This window comes from Sedimentibacter sp. (assembly GCF_038562225.1).
Taxonomy (GTDB): Bacteria; Bacillota; Clostridia; order Tissierellales; family Sedimentibacteraceae; genus Sedimentibacter.
Window position 1 is genome coordinate 38788 of the sequence record NZ_JBCFAS010000007.1, and the last position, 18741, is coordinate 57528.

The window sequence follows — 18741 nt, forward strand, 5'->3', positions numbered from 1 at the left end:
ATGGAATGAATATCAGATTATGCAGCATAAATGACAGGAATAACTGGATCAGGCTCAACAGGGCATTTATGGCCTATGAGATGTCCGATGAAGGGTTTTGGAATAATGCTGATGCAATATCGGATGAGCAGTTTGGAACCATTTTTAAAGTAGCATTGAAAAACCCTGAATTAATTACCATGATGATGATAGAAGAGGAAAAGGAAGCTGTCGGATTTGCCAATCTGATGACCATATTCAGCGTATGGGCTCACGGTAAGGCCTTGATACTTGATGACCTTTTCATATGCGATGAGCATCGGGGAAAAGGACTGGGCAGGCAGGCCTTGGCATACATTGAAAATTACGCTAAGGAAAATGGATATAAGAGATTGCAGTTCCAGTCGGAGTTTAGCAACCCGGTTGCATATGAATTCTACACCAAGTTGGGATATAAGTCTGCGGATATGCATTTTTTTGTAAAGAACTTTAACGAAGCTGACAAAAATGAAGAAGGAGAAATTTCATGATAGAAGTAATGTTCGGAGAGAGTGAAGGTGGAGCCATGAAGATGGCGAAGAATTACCAAAAGCCGGATATAGACAATATGGCAATAGGTTGGTTTGGGGAAAAGCCATCCAGGGAAGAGCTTGATAAAATGTTTGACGGAGAAGCAGTGGGCGGTAATTCGTCAGAGGTGATTTGTATTCCTTTCATGCTGGATATTGGGGACATAAACGTTCCGGTAGAAAACGAGCACAGAAAAAACATCATAATGGACATGTACACCATAAACGGAATTGATGATAAAAACACCTTAAAAAGTCTTGAAAAGACTTGGAACAAGTATTTATCAGAGGTGGAGAGGCTGAAGAATTTTGCAGAACACGGAGAGAACATCCGCTTATGGTACAGCGATGCCCCATATTCTGCCTGTGGGTTTCATTATGCATGTAGCCTTCTGAAAGATTATAGTTGCAGGGTGTTTATGGTAAAGCTACCTGATCATGTTAAAACTTCAGACAATGAAATTCAGTTTTATTCGTCCTGGGGTGAAGTGGAAGCCGGAAAGTTTTATAAATTTCTTCCGTTGGCAAAGGAGTTATCTGAATGCGAACTGAGTTCCTTTTCATCTGCATGGGGTGAATTGAAGGGTGAGGACAGTTCCCTACGCGCAGTTGTAAGCGGCAAAGTGATCGGTGTTCCGGAAGACTTTTATGATCACCTAATAAAAAAAGAGATACCGGAGGGAGAATTTGTCATGGCTCGCCTCATCGGAAAGGTTCTAGGCAAATATCAGCTTGGAGTAGGGGACTGGTGGTACGCCAAGAGAATCAACTACATGATAGAACAGGGCGACCTGGAGATAGTACAAAAAAATAAAGAGATTTACAGTCAGGTGCTAAGAAGGCCGTAATGATTATATAATCAGAAAATAAAGGAGGTTGAATGCATGCGTTTAAGAATAATGGACACGGACTACACTAACTTGGATTTTTTAAATCTTACAAGAATGTTGGATGATGACCTGTCCGAAAGATATGGGATAGCACAAAAGCAATATGACAAACTAAATAAGGCTGATAACTTAAATAAAGCGCTGGTCATATATGAAAATGACGAACCTGTTTCCTGCGGGGCATACAAGGAATACAACAGAGACACCATTGAGTTGAAACGTATATTTGTGAGAAAGGATAAAAGGCATCAGGGGTTATCAAGACTGTTAATCTCTGAGCTGGAACAATCGGCTAAAGTCAAAGGATATAAGAATGCGATTTTGGAAACAGGAATAAAGCAACTTGAAGCAATCAACCTGTACAAAAGTATGGGCTATGAGTCAACAGATAATTTCGGACCATACATCGGCAATACGAACAGCGTTTGCTTTAGTAAAAGTCTGTAACGAAACAATAATCTCCTTCAGAGTATCCGAAGGAGATTATTAATTATGAGGTCCTGATGTTATCAGAAAACAAATTTGTTCACCAGGCTGTAAAGTGACTGTGAACTCGAGAATAACTCACGGCTTTCGTAATAGGACTGTTCTGCTGCAGATGAATTTGCCTGCACAACATTTGAAACATGTTGAATTCCTGCCTTAATTTGTTCAATGGCCGCAGATTGTTCTTCCGATGCCTTTGAAATTTCCTTAACTTTATCGGTTGCGTCATTAGCGCTTACAATAACCCTGGACAGAGAGGATGCGGTTTTATTGGCAAGTTCGTCTCCTTTTAATACAGCTTTCCTTGTTTCTTCAATAAGCAAGGCTATGTTTTTGGCTGCTTCTGAGCTGTTTGAAGCAAGATTTTTGACTTCGTCAGCCACCACTGCAAACCCTTTGCCTGCTGTTCCTGCATGGGCTGCTTCCACAGCTGCGTTTAGTGCCAGTATGTTTGTTTGAAAGGTAATGTTGTCAATGACCTTAATTATTTTTTCTATTTCTCTTGACTTGATGCTAATTTCAGACATGGCTCCAACCATTTCGTTCATGATGGCGCTGCAGATTGCAATTTCGCTGTCAATAATTATCAATTTGTTTTTAGCATCATATGTGTTTTCAGTGTTGGCTTTCACATAGTCGGAAATTTCCTCGATGGCTGCATAAGATTCCTCAATTGAACTTGACTGGTCGGCTGCACCTTTGGATATGTTTTGAGAGTTTTTCATCAGGTGACTTGAACGTTCAGATACTTCCGATGACAGGCGGTTTATGTCCTCAAGCGTTTCGGAAAGCATGTTAAAAGATTTGCTGATGGAGAGTTCTATTTTATTAAAGTCTCCGTTGAATTTGCTGTCGGATTTAATATCAAGTCTTCCTTCAGACAATTGGTTCATGACAGCGTCAATTTCATTGATGTATGATGTCAGTGAGTTGGTTGACTTTCTTAAATTTTCAGCTAATCTGCCTAATTCATTTTTTGATTCATATGTTATTTCATAGCTGAGATTTCCCTCGGATAAGGCCATAGCCAGCCCTTCTATCTGGTTGATTGGGTCTGAAAAGCTTTTAGTTATTACTTTTGATATTATAATGCCCAGCATTAATGCGGAAAAAGCAGCAGAGACAGTCATCAAAAGAGAAAATTTGACTGTTTGTAGAGATTCAACCGCTTTTTCCTGCACTGAAACATTAATGTTTTCTGTTATAATGTTCAGACTCGAGTTTATATCATTTATTACGGGCTCGTATGAATTGAATATAATCCTGGTTGCATCGCTCTTGTACTTGCTGTTCATAATCTCATACCTTATAGCCGATTCCTTTTTCAGCATAGCGAGCACTTTATCGATAAGGTTAATATCTTCTGGAAGCAGACTTTTCAGATTCTGCAGTTCGCTTATCAATACGTTATGTATGTTTTCGCTGGCTTGTGCGTAATCTTCCTTTTTTGTGATGTTGTCTGTTAGTGCCGATGCATACAAATTTTTCTCTATTTCTTTAAGATTTACAGAAACAGATGATGCCGTATTTACTTCTGATATTGTAACGGAATTGATTTCATTCAGCAGCTTGACAGTTTCGTTGAACTTTAAAAGGCTTACAGAAATAGGAAAGATGAACAATATGATCAATGCTGCAAAAGAAACTGTAAGCTTAGTTTCCAACTCCAGGTTACCGTAGCTTATTTTTTTTAGATTGAATTCATGTTTTCCAGGTTTTACAAATTTCCTTTGAGATATCCGTTGCTTTCTTATTTCTGAAACTGATGATATGATTTTATTGCTTTTTTCTTTGATTATTTTACAGATTTTGCTGAACATGATTGGTCTCCTTTTATGTAAGTTGCGGTTTAAGTGTAAAACCAACCATAAATATAAGCTAATCGGGTAAAAACGAAGGCAGGAGAATGTAAAATTAGTGTAAATATTTAAATTTAATCTTATTTTACCATAAAATAACACAACATTTACATGTATTTGCCTCAAAAATGATATGAATCCGGTAGTATATGCGTCGATTAATATGAAATGGAGTTGAAATATGACAGAAAAAACACTAGAAGCATTGGATAATATTATTGACAATAAATACATAAAAACTGTATTTCAGCCAATAGTCTCACTCAAGGACGGCAGTGTATTCGGCCATGAGGCATTGAGTAGAATCACATGTGAATGCGAAATAAGGGATCCGGAAACATTGTTTGCAGCAGCCGTAAAATACAACCGATTGTGGCAGCTGGAGCTTTTATGCAGAACAAAAGCGTTGGAAGCTGCATTTGTTTTCATGATTCCTCCATACAGCAAAAAGCTGTTCATTAATGTAAATCCTCACACCATGCACGACGAAAACTTCAAAAAAGGATTTACTAAAGAATTTTTGAAGCAATACAACATTGATCCCAGGAGCATAATTTTTGAGATAACTGAAAAAGATGCCATAACGGACATCAACAGTTTCAAATCCACAATTATGTATTACAAAAGCCAGGATTACAGCATTGCAATAGATGATGCGGGATCCGGATATTCAGGACTGAATCTTATAAGTGATGTAAATCCTCATTTCATAAAGCTTGACATGAACCTTATACGCGGAATAAACAAGGACAGGCTGAAATATTCATTGGTTAAAGGCATGGTGGAGTTTTCAAAGGCTTCAAATATTTCAATAATAGCGGAAGGTATTGAAACATATGAGGAATTGAACACATTAATAAACCTTGGGGTTCCATATGGTCAGGGATACTACCTTCAAAGACCGGATGAAATAGTGAGAGAAATGGGCGAGAGCGTTCAGAGAACCATAAGGGAAATCAATTCAAGGAAGAATTTCAAATTTCTGGATACAGTCTCAGGCACCTGTATAAAAGAATTGCAAAAAAAAACATTTGTTGTTCAGAACTTTGAGAAAGTTGGAAGTGTTTATGAAATTTTCAAAAGAAACAATGATTGTTTCGGAATTTGTGTATTGGATGGATTTGTGCCCGTAGGTATAACCACAAGAGAAGGCATTGCATTGAAATTAAGCGGCAATTACGGATATTCTCTTTATAACAACAAGAGCATTTCAGATATAATGGATCGGCAATTTCTATCCGTTGAACAGGATGTACCTATAAAGGTTGTATCTAATATGGCTATGGAACGCTCCAACGAGAGACTTTATGATTTTATAGTTGTAACAGAGGGGGGGAAGTACATTGGAACAGTCACAATTAAAGATTTGCTTCAAAAATCCACTGAACTTGAGGTTTCAACAGCAAAGCATCAAAATCCTTTAACCGGGCTTCCGGGCAATATAATAATAGAGCAGACTCTAAGCCGGCTGTTGAAAGATTTTGCGGAATACAGTGTTGCTTATCTGGATATTGATAATTTTAAGGCCTTTAATGATGTCTATGGATTCGAAAAGGGAGACAGGATTATCATGCTGCTGTCAGATATATTAAGAAGACATTCAGGGGAACTGCATTTCATCGGTCATGTGGGTGGAGATGATTTTGTGGCTATTGCGGCAAAGTGCTTAAGCTGTGATTACTTCAGAAGCATCAAAAATGAATTCAAAAGTAAAGTGTTGAAATACTATAGTGTGGAAGACAGAGAAAAAGGATATATTGAATCTGTAAACAGAAGAGGTGAAGCTGAGAAATTTCCTCTCATGACACTTACCTGCGTGGTTGTTAGCAGTAATGATGGAAATTCAAGAAACATATTTGATCTTACAGAAAGGCTTGCAAATTTAAAAAAAACTGCAAAGCAACATTTAAGAATGCTTAACATCAAATGCTTAACATATGAATTCAGCTGACAAAAAATATCCGCTTCGTTTTGAAGCGGAGTTTAAAATACTTAATAATTTTCGCTACCGTATGTATTAAAACTCTTTGTCGTACCTCCTTGTGACTTTGCTTATTTCAATTTGTACACAACTATCTAGAAATAATCGTAATATTCTTTGTCTTGCTGTTTATTTCAGCCAGATCTTTTGTAAAATCAGTTTTAAATTCACCATAAGACACTAACATGCTTTGCATCCCGAATACATGATATTATTGCATTGAAAAAACATACGTCAACGTCTTGAAAGCATGTTTGTAAGATTAAATAATTTAAAGGTGTATTGTATGTTAAAATCAGGTATATATTTGCAGGGTGTATGTAAAAATTGCTGCCGAAGATATTTACACAATATTTACATTCTCATGATTGTCTTTTTACCGGTGAGGGATATATTTAGGACAGATAAAAATTGAAGGAGAAAATTCAGATGAGAGCAAAAAAAATATTATCCATAGTATCATCAGTAATAGTAATGGCAATGGCATTCACAGGATGTGCAAAGGACAATTCACAGGCGCAGGCAGTTTCGCAGCCTGCAGAACAAAAGACAGAGCAGAAATCAGAGCAGCCGGCAGCATTTGATGGCGACATAACTGTTATAGCAAGAGATGCGGCTTCCGGAACAAGAGGTGCGTTTCATGAACTTATGAAAATAAAGGTTAAAGAAGGAGATACCGAGGTTGACAAGCTGGTAGTAGGAGCCTTGGAGTTTGACGGAACCGATAAGGTAATCACTGCTGTTGAAGGAGACAAGTACGGCATCGGATATATATCTTTGGGCTCAGTGAGCGAAAGAATTTCAGCAGCCAGCGTTGATGGTGTTGAAGCCACAATCGAAAATGTAAAAAGCGGCAAGTATGCTGTTGCAAGACCCTTCCTCCTGGTAACCAAAGGAACAGAAAGCGAGCTGGTTAAAGATTTCATAGCCTTTACTGAATCCGTGCAGGGACAGGAAATTGTTTCAGGAAAGCACTATATACCGTCAGTAGACAGCCCGGTTGAATACAAGGCTTCAAACCTGTCCGGAACAATCAAGGTTGCAGGATCCACATCAGTAACACCCCTGATGGAAAAGCTTCAGGAAGTTTACAAGGAACTTAATCCGAACGTTATATTTGAAATGCAGTCAAACGGCTCATCACAGGGAATAAAGGCAGCCATTGAAGGAACATATGATATAGGCATGAGCTCAAGAGCATTGAAAGATGAAGAAAAGTCCCAATTGAAGGAATACACGCTTGCAATAGACGGCATTGCGGTTATATTGAACAAGGAAAATCCGGTAAAAGACTTGTCATCTGAAACTATAACAAAAATATACACAGGCGAAATAACAAATTGGTCTGAAGTAAAATAGTTGGTCCTTCCAGGAAAAATATAAATAACAAACGCATGATGAAAGACGCCAATCAACAGGTTGGTGTTTTTTATTTGTAGTTGAAACATTTGAGGAAAGGCAATACTGTACAATAACATAGAAGAAGCAATATTTAGGTTGTATTATTATCATGGAAATTTGTATTAATTCCAGCTTCATATAAAATGTTTTTAGGCAACAATCGATATAACAAGAATTTTATCTGAAAAAACCTAATATTTTCCTTATGTTTATAACTCTTTACTCTACCAATAATGCACAAGAATGTTATTATATTAACATATGTACAAAATCACCAGTAAGGGGAGAAACAAAATGAAAAATTTAAAAAGATTAATTTCATTAGTAATAGTTGCAGCTATGATGTTTTCACTTGCAGCATGTTCTCAAGAAAAGCAAACTGCAGCTCAAGAACCATCAGCTTCTGAACCAGAAGTAAAGTCATATGCTGATACAATAAAATGGGATGCGGCATATGATGTAGTTGTTGTAGGTTATGGAGGAGCAGGAGCTGTAGCCAGTTTAACAGCTGCTGAAGAAGGAGCTAAGGTATTGCTTCTTGAAAAGGCACCTGAAGGACAGGAAGGCGGAAACACAAAATATGCGGCACAGATAATACTGGCTCCAACAGATAGGGAAAAAGCCCTGACTTACTTTAAAGCAATCCGTGGAGGTTATGACAATCAAAGTGATGCAATAGTTGAAACCATTGTTGACGGCAGCATGGCCATAAGAGAATGGCTGACTGCCCACGGCGCAAAGGAAATAATAGAATATCCTTTAATAGAATATCCTGAAGCACCGGGTTCTGATGGAATCAGCTCTGTAATAATTGACGAAAAAGAAATATTCACAGGCAAATTCTGGAGTCTTCTCAAAAAGAATGTAAAAGAGCACAAGGACAATATTGATGTGTGGTTTGAGGCTCCCGGAACAGAACTGATTCAGGATCCTGAAAGCAAGATAGTTCTTGGCATAAAAGTTGAAAAGGGCGGGAAGACTTTGAAAGTCCGTGCACAAAACGGTATAGTTCTTGCTACCGGAGGATTTGAAAACAATGAAACAATGGTAGAAAATTATACACAGATGCCGGAATGTTTCTCCAAAGGCGCTCATTACAACACCGGGGACGGAATAAAAATGGCTATGAGGGTTGGAGCCGATTTGTGGCACATGAGCACTTTGTCCGGACCTGACCTGAATTTCAAGGATCCTGACAGTGAAACTACATTTGGGTATGCGTTGCAACTATATGGATTTAATAAGAAGAGCATAATTTTTGTAGGCTCTGACGGCACTCGTTTCGTCAATGAAGCATTTTTCCCAAGACACGGGCATATAAACAACAGCGGCACATGGGTTTCAATGCAGATCCCGTCTCCAGCCTATGCTGTATTTGATGAAGCTGCACGTTTGGAAGGACCAATCTATCCGTCCTGGAGCAAGGACAGTTCTGAAGAAATTGAAAAGGGCTGGATCATCAAAGCTGATTCTATTAAGGAACTTGCGGAAAAAGTAGGAGTAAATGCCGAAGGCCTGACAAATCAGGTATCAGAATACAATTCATATTGTGCAGACAAAGATGACCCTCAATTTGACCGTGCTCCTGAAAACCTGAAATCCCTTTCTGAAAGCGGTCCATACTATGCTTTAAAACTTGTTCCATCATTCACCAACACTCAGGGAGGCCCTGTTCGTAACGAAAATGGAGAAGTGCTTGACCTGGACGGTAACCCTATTCCGCATTTGTACAGTGCCGGAGAACTCGGATCAGTGTATGCTGATATATATAATGGAGGCGGAAACCTGGCTGAGTGCATATTCTTTGGAAGAATTTCAGGAAAAAATGCAGCTCAGCCAAAAGATGACGCTCCTGCTACAGTTGTGGAAAATACAATACCATCAGACCTGAATGCTGAAGATGATATAAAACTGGGTGAAAATGAATATTCAGGCGAAGGCTCAGGCATGGGAGGTACATTGACAGTAAAGGTGACAATGGACGGAACCAAGATAGCTTCTGTTGAAATATTAAAGCACAGCGAAACACCTAATATATCTGACAAGGCAATTTCTGATATTCCAGCAGCCATTGTGAAGGCTCAGTCTGCAGATGTTGATACAATTTCCGGAGCCACTGTTACAAGCAAGGCAATAATCGAAGCGGTAAAGGATGCATTGTCGAAAACAAAATAGTATATATAACAGTAAAATCTGATTTCGCATATCCTTCAAGTGACAAGAAACCCAAAGAAAATACTGCGGGTTTTTTGTTGTAATATGCTATAATATTAACATGGAGGCAATTTATGGATTGTATTGACCAAGAATTCAGGGATAACGATGAATTTGTCCGTATGATTTTACTGAACGAAATTGTTATTGGGCAAAAGGAAGAATATGTAAGAAATGAACTGATTTCACATGGCAGTGCTGAATTGAATGTCAGGTTCAGTGATTATTACATATTGCTTACAGGACTAAAAAAAGAAGTGTATTATGGTGCCTATCACATAGAGGCCGGAGATTACATGAAGATATTCAATTCAGCGAGGGATTCCATTTCTGAATATCTTACAGAAAAAGGCTTTGATTATGAGATATTTTTGTACCTTTATTTCAATACAAAGCAAATGTGTATATTCTTTAATAGAAATAATAATTCTGATTCTGAAGTGGAAGGGTGTACAGAGTACATCAATAATGTTCTTCAAAACATGTATGAACAGATAATATTTAAGGGAGAAAAAAGATACTATAACTTCACGGTTGTGTCCAATATATTAAATGATTACAGTGAGATTTCACAAGCTTTCATTGACCTTCAGGAAATCGGAAAGCTGTCATTTTTTCATAACAAGTCAATGGTTATGGACCATAAAAGATTAATGGACATAAAAAGGAATTTCACATATGCTCAAGCCAACAATTTGATGTCGGAAATAATTGAACTGATATCAACCGGTCAGGTGCAGCAGTGTCAGGAAAAGGCAAAAGACTTATTTCTTCAAAATATGAGACATTCATATGATATTTCACTGTGCTGGGACATTTTAACTGAACTAAAGAGGCAGGTTTATCAATTCAATATTTTATATGATTTGAATTTAGACGATGAACTTGAAAGCAAATTCAAATTGAGTTCATATTCGAATATTTTTGAAATGTATGAAGCGTTGGATGAAATCATACAGACATGTTCACATGCGGCACTTAAAAACGGTAACGGGATATGTTATATTTCTCAGCATGCCATCAGATTTATTAAAAACAATTACAATAATGAAATTTCCTTAAATGATATTGCTTCCCATGTTAAAGTTGTACCTACTTATTTGAGTGAGATTTTTAATAAGGAAATCGGAATGAGCATTCCACAGTACCTTACAAGATTAAGAATTGAAAAGTCAAAGAAACTGTTAAGTGAAACCGGAATGAAAGTGTTTGAAGTTGCAAATTCTGTCGGTATAAAAGATGCAAATTATTTCGGTAAGATTTTCAAAAGGCATGTTGGTGTAACACCGCAGCAATATCACGAGGACAACAGAAATTAAGTTATGGTCTATAAATTGACAAACTCACTGCCCTTACACAGGCAGTGAGTTTTTTTGCTAAAGGGAATATTCCAATGGGGGATTTCCTGAAAAATCTGCAATTGTTGCTTTTGCGTTTTCCAGGTAAAAGAATTACCGCTTTGCCCGGTTGAAACCACCCTGTTCATCATAGGTGATAAGTGGAAGATACTTATACTGAGGGACTTGATTGACGGAACCAAGCGTTTCGGCGAATTAAAAAAATCCATCGGTTCCATAAGCCAGAAGATTCTTACACAACAGCTTCGGGATATGGAGGAAGATGGGCTTGTTAACAGAAAGGCATATGCAGAAATACCTCCAAGGGTAGAATATTCCCTTACGGAAACAGGAGAAAGCTTAAAACCGATACTTGATTCAATGTTTTTATGGGGAGAACAATACAAAAATAAGAATATTGACAAATAGTAAATAGAATTAAATATTTCTGACTTTTCTGAATGTTTTAGCTTGTGAAGTTTTTTGTGCATGTTAAACTTTTGATGATTAATAGTTAAAATTATCAAATAAGGAAGAGTAATATGTACAAAAAAATTATTTCACTGGTGTTATACATGCTGATGATTTTTAACAACAGTGCCTTTCCTTTTTTGTTGTGCAGATTGAAATGCTTGAGAATGTAACATGGTTTATTTGTTCTTTACTGAAATTAGTGCATGGAGGGGCTATATTTGTATATTTGGTAAACAAATGAAGAAACTTACAATTATAACAACTGATTGTTGTAAAATTATATGAGAAAGGTATGAATTTCCATGAAAGATGTAGTTATTGTAAGTGCATGCAGAACACCCATAGGATCTTTTAACGGCAGCCTTAAGGATGTTTCGGTGGTGGAGCTTGGAAAGATTGTTATAGAAGAGGTAGTAAAAAGAGCCGGCATCAAGGCTGAAACGGTGGAAGAAGTCATATGCGGCTGTGTGCTGCAGGCGGCACAGGGACAAAATGTTGCCCGACAGTCCTCGCTGAAGGCAGGTCTTCCCATAGAAACCACAGCCATGACAATTAACAAGGTATGCGGTTCAGGGTTAAGAGCTGTCAGTCTGGCAGCACAGATAATAAAGGCAGGAGATGCTGACTGCATTGTGGCTGCCGGAATGGAAAACATGAGTTCAGCACCCTATGCCCTGACAAAAGCTAGAAACGGATACCGCATGGGGGATGGAGTTGTAATAGATACGCTGATACATGACGGCCTGTGCGAATTGTCTGAAAACTGCCACATGGGCATCACTGCCGAAAACATAAACGAACAATGGAGAATCACCAGGGAAGAGCAGGATGAATTTGCTTTCAGGAGTCAGCAGAGAGCCGCTGCTGCCATTGCAGAAGGAAAGTTCAAGGATGAAATAGTTCACGTTAAAATAAGGGATAAAAAAGAAGACATCATTTTTGATACGGATGAATATCCCCGTGCTTCAACACTGGAAAAAATGTCGGCTATGAGACCGGCATTCAAGCAGGGAGGATGTGTTACAGCTGCAAATTCATCAGGCATAAATGATGGGGCTTCTGCTGTATTGGTAATGTCGGAAGAAAAGGCTAAGGAACTGGGTGTTAAACCAATGGCCAGGATACTAAGCTATGCATCATCAGGCGTGGAGCCACGCATAATGGGAATAGGACCTGTTTCATCAACGCAAATGGCTTTGAGGAAAATTGGAATGCAGATAACGGATTTGGACTTGATTGAAGCAAATGAGGCGTTTGCAGCCCAGTCAATAGCTGTAGCCAGGGACCTGGGATGGGTTGATATGGAAAAGGTCAATGTCAACGGAGGTGCTATTGCTTTGGGGCACCCGGTTGGAGCATCGGGAAACAGGATTCTGGTCAGCTTGTTATTTGAAATGCAAAAAAGAAAATCCAGATACGGACTGGCAACATTGTGTATAGGCGGAGGAATGGGAACATCAATGATTGTAGAGCGTATTAACGGTTAATCATATCCATCACGCCATGGTGTATCCGAGGAATTTGTGAAATCAACTGTGCAGCACTTAGAGTACAAATTAGAAATTCGACATATAATGAATTGTATAATTACAATAAGGAGGCTATATATGTTGAATAGAACTGAATATATCAGGAAATCTATCGAAACAAACTTATTTTTTCTAAGAATCATGAAGGAGCACATGATTTTTGCTGCCGCCGCTCTTACATTTAAGGATGCAAATATGGCAAATTCCCTGCTCGATATGAAAAATAGATTCGAACAGCTGCTCATTAACACCATGTCACTTTCCAGAGGAATGATGAGCCCGCAGCTTCTTGCAGCAGGTGACATCATAACACCGTTCACTTTAAATGCAGAAATTGCAACGCAGTACTTCACGGGTATTCCTATAAACACTGATATTACCCGCATGGAAGCGGATATGGCAAATGTAACATATGGAAACAACATCAATGAACAAACTGTTAATGCAGTCAATGCACTTAATCAGCAGATAATAGCATTGCTTAATGCTACCATTCAAACTCAGAATGCTGTCCTTAACAACGTGCTCTCCTGCAAAATGTACACTCATTTGTATCCGCTGATGCTGGATCATGTAACCAGAGAAGCTGAACATTACCTGGAGCATCTGATGGCATTGCAAAAAGGCGAGGATATGATGGACAGTCCTAATGAGATGGCGATGCATGAAATGTTCTGGAATAACATAATGGGAGAACATGCAAAGTTCATAAGAGGTATGCTTGATCCTACGGAAGAAGAGCTTATAAGGCTGTCAAACGGGTATGCTATGGAGTTTGAAGAACTCACCAATGCCGCCAGGGAAGCGATGAACAATCTTGCAGCCCTGCAGGGAACCACAAACAGAAGCATTACTGCCACAACCAACCTCAGAAACTTCAAACAGCAGGGAACCATGGGGATTCTGGAATGCAAGATAAGATCAACCATACTTCCGTTGTTAAGTGACCACGTATTAAGGGAAGCAAACCATTATTTGAAATCATTGCGGATGATGTAATCAATAACAATATGATATGAGGTGCCGGTTTTTCCGGCACCTTTAAACTATTTATACTATATGGTCTGATGTTTTATGATTTTATTATATTTTTCATTTTCATCTTCATAGACACAATTTTTAAACATATAATTCTATATGAGGATTGTCACGGAGGGGTTATGATTTCTAATTATGTTGCTTCCGAAACCGAAAATGAAAGACCGAAAAACTGCATTACAATAGGAAGGCTGGCACCTGACTTTACTGCTTCATCCACTCAGGGGGTCATTACTTTATCACAGTACAGGGGAAAGTGGGTGCTGTTTTTCAGCCAGCCCGGAGACTTTACTCCCGTTTCCACAACCGAATTGATATCATTTACTCAGCTGCATCAGGAATTCATAAATAGAAATGTACAGCTTTTAGCTATAACAATAGACAGCACTTTTTCAGACATTGACTGGCTTGTGGACATTTACGAAAAGACAGGACTCATTATTCCGTTCCCGCTAATGTCCGACAGAAATGCAGCAGTTGCAAATCTTTACGGTATGGTCAACCCGGACAGGGTATTTGAAGAAAGTGTGAGGGATGCGTTTATTATAGATCCTGAAGGAAAGATACGCGCCATCATAACATATCCTGTTTCATGCGGCCGGAATACATATGAACTGTTGAGAGTCATAGATTCCATACAATTAACGCAGGAGCACAATTTCTATACTCCTGCAGATTGGATGCCTGGACAGCCGGTTATTGTCCCTCCTCCCCATACGTTGGAAGAAGCATTGAAGAGGAATTCGCAAGCTGAAATTTCAGGGCGAAATTGCATGGACTGGTACTTGTGCTATGAGGATTACAATACAGCAATCAATACTACCTAATCAAAGCTGAAAATTATATTATTGATGAAAAATAGCAGAGCTGTCTCTGCTATTTTTGTTCCTGTTCAGATACAGACAAAAAAGCTTCGGGCTATTGCCTGAAGCTTTTTGTTAAGAGGGATTGTATAATGTATCCCATTTGCTTTTTAGTTGCTTTTCATTTCGGTCCAGATCTGATCGTACAGCCTTGTGGTTTCTCCTAAATCCTGCAGATGTTCGCCTTTCTGGACAACTTCAGCGTCAGGATAAATTACCTTGTTGGCAAGTGTTTCTGCATCCATCAGCTTGTGTGCCTCCACATTGGGGTTGGCATAAGGGAAACTCTCTGAAATTTCTGCGCTGATTTCAGGTTCAAGCAGGAAGTTGATGAACAGCTCTGCGTTGGTTTTGTGAGGAGCGCCTTTTGGTATTATGAAGTTGTCCTGCCACAGGTACAGCCCTTCCTTAGGGAAGTAAACCTTGATGTCCGGATTTTCTTTCTGTGCCAGCACTGCTTCAGCTCCCCAGACTAATCCTACGGATGCTTCTCCGTTTATAAGCGAAGTCTTGGGGCTGTCTGAGTCAAATATCTTTATGTTGTTTTTCACTTTCATAAGTTCGTTCTTAGCTTCTTCAAGCCTTGCAGGGTCAGTCTCGTTGAATGAGTAGCCAAGTTTCTTCAGCGCCATGCCTATGACTGCTCTCTGGTCATCCAGCACAACCATGCTGTTTTCAAATTTGCTGTCCCAGAGATCCGCATAGCTGTTTATTTCTGTATCAACCATCTTTGAATTCACAGCTACAACTACATTACCCCACATATAAGGAACAGTATACTTGTTTTCAGGGTCAAATGTCAAACTCTTGAACTCATCGCCGATGTTCTTGTAGTTTGGTATGTTGTCCATGTTGATTTCCTGAACCAGATTTTGTTTTATCATAACATCCACCATGTAGTCCGTTGAAACTGCTATGTCAAACTGTGAACCTCCGGCCATTATCTTGGCAAGCATTTCTTCGTTGGAGGCATATGTTGTGTAGTTAACCTTTATGTTGTACTTTTCCTCGAACTTCTGAATAACTTCTTCCGGTAGATACTCTGACCAGTTAAAAACGTTCAGCACGGCTTCTTCGCTGCCGTTGTTTGATTGTGCTCCGCTTTCGGATTTGCTGCAGCCTGCAAACACACCTGCCATCAACAGGACAGAAAAAATCAAGGCAGCGATTTTTTTAATGTTCTTCAAGTTAATTTTCTCCTTTAAAATTATTTTTTCTTTTATCTTTACTTCCTTATCGGATTTGAAACGCAATTTTTCGGACATCAGCGCTATGCTCAGGGTTATGACGAGCATCACCGTGGACAAGGCGTTGATTTCCGGGCTTACGCCGAATTTAACCATAGAGAAGATCTTCAGAGGCAGGGTAGTGAATCCCGGCTCTGAAACGAAAAAGCTTACGATCACGTCATCCATGGAAAGCGTAAATGCCAGAAGAGAGCCTGCAAGTATGCCCGGTGCAATTATGGGCAGCGTAATTCTGCAGAATATTTCAAAGGGTCTGGCGCCCAGGTCCATTGCCGCTTCCTCCAAGGAAGGGTCGAAACCTTCAAGCTTTGCCTTCACCACTATTACAACGTAAGAAACGCTGAATGTGGTATGGGCCAATATGAGGGTCAGAGCTCCTGAAGGAATACTGACCAGCGTTTTAATCTGAGAGAAAAACATGAGCAGAGCTATGCCCATTACAATTTCAGGTATGATGATTGGAACGTACAACAACCCGTCCAGAACTGTTTTTCCTCTGAATTTGTACTTATACATTCCCACCGCAGCCAGAGTTCCGATGACAGTTGATATGAGTGAGCTGGCAAATGCAACCACCAGACTGTTGGTCATGGCTGATACTATGTCCCTGTCGCTCAAAAGCTGCAGGTACCACTTGAAGGTGAATCCCTGCCACATGGCGTTTATCTTTGAATCATTGAAAGAAAACACTATCAATATGACAATCGGAATGTATATGACTGAATATATGAAAAACGAATATAACGATAAAAACTTTCCGCTTGATTTTCTGTTCATTTACATCACCTCCATGTTTTTGTTCTTCTTTAGAATCCTGATGTATACTCCGAGCAAGACAAACGTGAGCGCTATCAATACGATAGAGGCTGCTGAGCCGAAAGGCCAATCTCTTGCAGTCAGGAACTGGTTCTTGATGAAGTTGCTTATGAGCATTATTTTGCTTCCTCCCATCAGATCCGGTATGAAGAACAGACCCAGGGTTGGTATGAATACCAATATGCAGCCTGCCACGATTCCGGGCATGGTAAGAGGAACGGTGATTTTACAAAATGTCATCCATGGTCTTGCTCCCAGGTCAGAGGCAGCTTCAAGATATCTCTTATCCAGGCTGTCTATGGATGCAAACAGAGGCAGAACCATGAAAGGGAACAGCGTGTAGACAAGGCCAAGCACCACGGCTCCGTTTGTGTACAGAAACTGTATGGGCTCACTGATGATTCCAAACTGCATAAGGTAGGAATTTATGATGCCGCTTGTCCTCAGCAGAATAATCCAGGCGTAAGTCCTTATGAGTGAGTTTGTCCAAAAGGGTATTATTATGAGCATCAGCAGTATTCCGCGTATTTTCTTAGGTGCGTTTGCTATAAAGTATGCAAACGGATAACCTGCCGCCAGACAAATTACGGTTGTCACCAAAGAAAGCCACAGCGATGAAAGCAGCATTTTAAGGTACATGGGATTAAATACGCGCAAGTAGTTTTCAATCGTCAACTTAAATTCCACATTGCCGTAAACTCCGCGGCTCAAGAAACCCATAACAACAACAAACAACAGAGGAATGGCTACCAGTATTGAAAGCCACACTACCAGGGGTGAAAGCGTCCACAGGGGACCTTTATTTTTTCTTATTGCCTTTACAGTCATGGCAGAATCACCACCCCGTCGCCGTAATCCCACTGCACAAACACGTTGCTGTTTGCATCGCCGGAAATGCCTGCGTTGTCCCTCAGCTCGTTTACTATCACTTCGCTGCCGTTTGGCATTATGGCTATGGTTTTGTTTACGGAACCTGCATAAATTCTTTCCTTTATTTTAACCTTAATTTTATTTTTGCCATGTTCAGGTGAATTCACCAACTGCATTTTTTCAGGACGAACCGCTGCATAAACCTGCTGGTTCACCCTAAGTGACAATGTTTCAACCCAAGGACCTGACACGGTTATTTCGTTGTCGCAGTCAACCGCCAGTGCTACGCAGTCTTGTGACAGGGAGCGGACCGTTCCTTCAAATATGTTTGTCTCACCTATGAAGTCAGCAACAAACCTGGTTCTTGGTTTTTCATAAATTTCGCTGGGTGTACCCAGCTGTTCTATTTTTCCGCCGTTCATGACGGCAATTCTATCAGACAAGATCAAGGCTTCTTCCTGGTCATGGGTTACATAGATGAAGGTAATGCCCAGCTTTTGCTGAAGATGCTTCAGCTCTATCTGCATTTCTTTCCTAAGTTTAAGATCCAGGGCACCGAGGGGTTCATCCAAAAGAAGCACCTTTGGATTGTTGATTATGGCTCTGGCAATTGCTACCCTTTGCTTTTGGCCTCCGCTTATTTCATTGGGCTTTCTGCTTTCATAACCATCCAATCGGACTAATCTCAATGCTTCCATGACTCTCTTGTTAATTTCGTCCTTGTTCAGTTTCTTCAACTTAAGACCGAAGGCTATATTTTCGAAAATATTCATGTGAGGAAAGAGAGCGTAACTTTGAAATACAGTGTTTACATCTCTTTCATAAGGCTGATTGTGAGAAACATCTTCTCCGTTCAGCAGAATCTGTCCGTCCGTGGGCTGTTCAAATCCTGCAATCATTCTTAATGTAGTTGTTTTTCCGCAACCGCTTGGGCCCAGCAAAGTCAGAAACTCGCCTTGTTCAGCGTCAAGGTTCAGGTCTTCAATGACTCTTTGCTCCCCAAAATCCTTCGAGACATTCAAAAGTCTTACCATTTTATTTAATTATCTTCCTCCTTAAAATAAAAAGTATTGATTTGCACTCTGAAAAAATTGCTGCTGGATAAATTAGAATTTATTCAGAATGTTATAATTATAGTAGCAGATGCAAAGTTTTACAATATAAAATTTTCATTTTTATAAAAAAATT

15 protein-coding genes are annotated in these 18741 nt (G+C 39.4%); 11 read left to right on the forward strand and 4 right to left on the reverse strand.

From position 1 onward, the window contains the following. Positions 1–5 precede the first annotated feature (5 nt). The 3 genes from AAGU76_RS18635 to AAGU76_RS18645 are packed head-to-tail and all read left to right on the forward strand — an operon-like array spanning position 6 to position 1885. Positions 6–509 carry a GNAT family N-acetyltransferase gene (locus tag AAGU76_RS18635; protein ID WP_342487029.1) on the forward strand — a complete coding sequence of 168 codons (504 nt, stop codon included), beginning with the start codon at positions 6–8 and terminating at the stop codon, positions 507–509. After that, positions 506–1396 (forward strand): DUF3658 domain-containing protein, encoded by an 891-nt coding sequence (locus AAGU76_RS18640; RefSeq protein ID WP_342487030.1) that lies wholly within the window; start codon positions 506–508, stop codon positions 1394–1396. Before AAGU76_RS18635 ends, AAGU76_RS18640 begins: the two co-directional genes overlap by 4 nt. Positions 1397–1432: 36 nt before the next feature. After that, positions 1433–1885 carry a GNAT family N-acetyltransferase gene (locus AAGU76_RS18645; RefSeq protein ID WP_342487031.1) on the forward strand — a complete coding sequence of 151 codons (453 nt, stop codon included), beginning with the start codon at positions 1433–1435 and terminating at the stop codon, positions 1883–1885. Positions 1886–1947: 62 nt separating this feature from the next. Here the strand turns inward: AAGU76_RS18645 and AAGU76_RS18650 are convergent, their stop codons facing one another. Further along, positions 1948–3744, reverse strand: a complete 1797-nt coding sequence (locus AAGU76_RS18650; RefSeq protein ID WP_342487032.1) for a HAMP domain-containing methyl-accepting chemotaxis protein — start codon at positions 3742–3744, stop codon at positions 1948–1950. Positions 3745–3964: 220 nt separating this feature from the next. On the opposite strand from AAGU76_RS18650, the gene AAGU76_RS18655 reads away from it, so the two are divergent. The 8 genes from AAGU76_RS18655 to AAGU76_RS18690 all read left to right on the forward strand — a co-directional run bounded on the left by AAGU76_RS18655 (position 3965) and on the right by AAGU76_RS18690 (position 14584). Then, positions 3965–5734, forward strand: a complete 1770-nt coding sequence (locus tag AAGU76_RS18655; RefSeq protein WP_342487033.1) for a bifunctional diguanylate cyclase/phosphodiesterase — start codon at positions 3965–3967, stop codon at positions 5732–5734. 459 nt (positions 5735–6193) lie between these two features. Further along, positions 6194–7123 (forward strand): substrate-binding domain-containing protein, encoded by a 930-nt coding sequence (locus AAGU76_RS18660; protein ID WP_342487034.1) that lies wholly within the window; start codon positions 6194–6196, stop codon positions 7121–7123. Positions 7124–7459: 336 nt separating this feature from the next. After that, positions 7460–9340 (forward strand): FAD-binding protein, encoded by a 1881-nt coding sequence (locus tag AAGU76_RS18665; RefSeq protein WP_342487035.1) that lies wholly within the window; start codon positions 7460–7462, stop codon positions 9338–9340. Between the two features lie 113 nt (positions 9341–9453). After that, a complete protein-coding gene (locus AAGU76_RS18670; RefSeq protein ID WP_342487036.1) occupies positions 9454–10698 on the forward strand; it encodes an AraC family transcriptional regulator in 1245 nt (414 codons plus the stop codon). A 93-nt stretch (positions 10699–10791) separates the two neighbouring features. Beyond that, the gene (locus AAGU76_RS18675) at positions 10792–11145 is read left to right on the forward strand and encodes a helix-turn-helix domain-containing protein (protein ID WP_342487103.1); all 354 of its coding nucleotides are present in this window, start codon (positions 10792–10794) and stop codon (positions 11143–11145) included. Positions 11146–11492: 347 nt separating this feature from the next. After that, a complete protein-coding gene (locus tag AAGU76_RS18680) occupies positions 11493–12677 on the forward strand; it encodes an acetyl-CoA C-acetyltransferase (protein ID WP_342487037.1) in 1185 nt (394 codons plus the stop codon). 120 nt (positions 12678–12797) lie between these two features. Further along, the gene (locus AAGU76_RS18685) at positions 12798–13718 is read left to right on the forward strand and encodes a DUF2935 domain-containing protein (protein ID WP_342487038.1); all 921 of its coding nucleotides are present in this window, start codon (positions 12798–12800) and stop codon (positions 13716–13718) included. A gap of 161 nt (positions 13719–13879) precedes the next feature. Beyond that, entirely contained in the window at positions 13880–14584 is a 705-nt protein-coding gene (locus tag AAGU76_RS18690; RefSeq protein WP_342487039.1) for a peroxiredoxin, read from the forward strand. Positions 14585–14730: 146 nt separating this feature from the next. Here AAGU76_RS18690 and AAGU76_RS18695 read toward each other — a convergent pair whose 3' ends face one another. From AAGU76_RS18695 to AAGU76_RS18705, 3 genes are read right to left on the reverse strand one after another with little or no spacing between them, the layout of a single operon-like run. After that, complete coding sequence (locus AAGU76_RS18695) at positions 14731–16644, reverse strand: extracellular solute-binding protein (RefSeq protein WP_342487040.1); 1914 nt, start codon at positions 16642–16644, stop codon at positions 14731–14733. After that, on the reverse strand, positions 16645–17511 hold the full coding sequence (locus AAGU76_RS18700) for an ABC transporter permease subunit (RefSeq protein ID WP_342487041.1): 867 nt from the start codon (positions 17509–17511) through the stop codon (positions 16645–16647). Continuing rightward, complete coding sequence (locus AAGU76_RS18705) at positions 17508–18587, reverse strand: ABC transporter ATP-binding protein (RefSeq protein WP_342487042.1); 1080 nt, start codon at positions 18585–18587, stop codon at positions 17508–17510. Before AAGU76_RS18705 ends, AAGU76_RS18700 begins: the two co-directional genes overlap by 4 nt. Between the last annotated feature and the right edge of the window lie 154 nt (positions 18588–18741).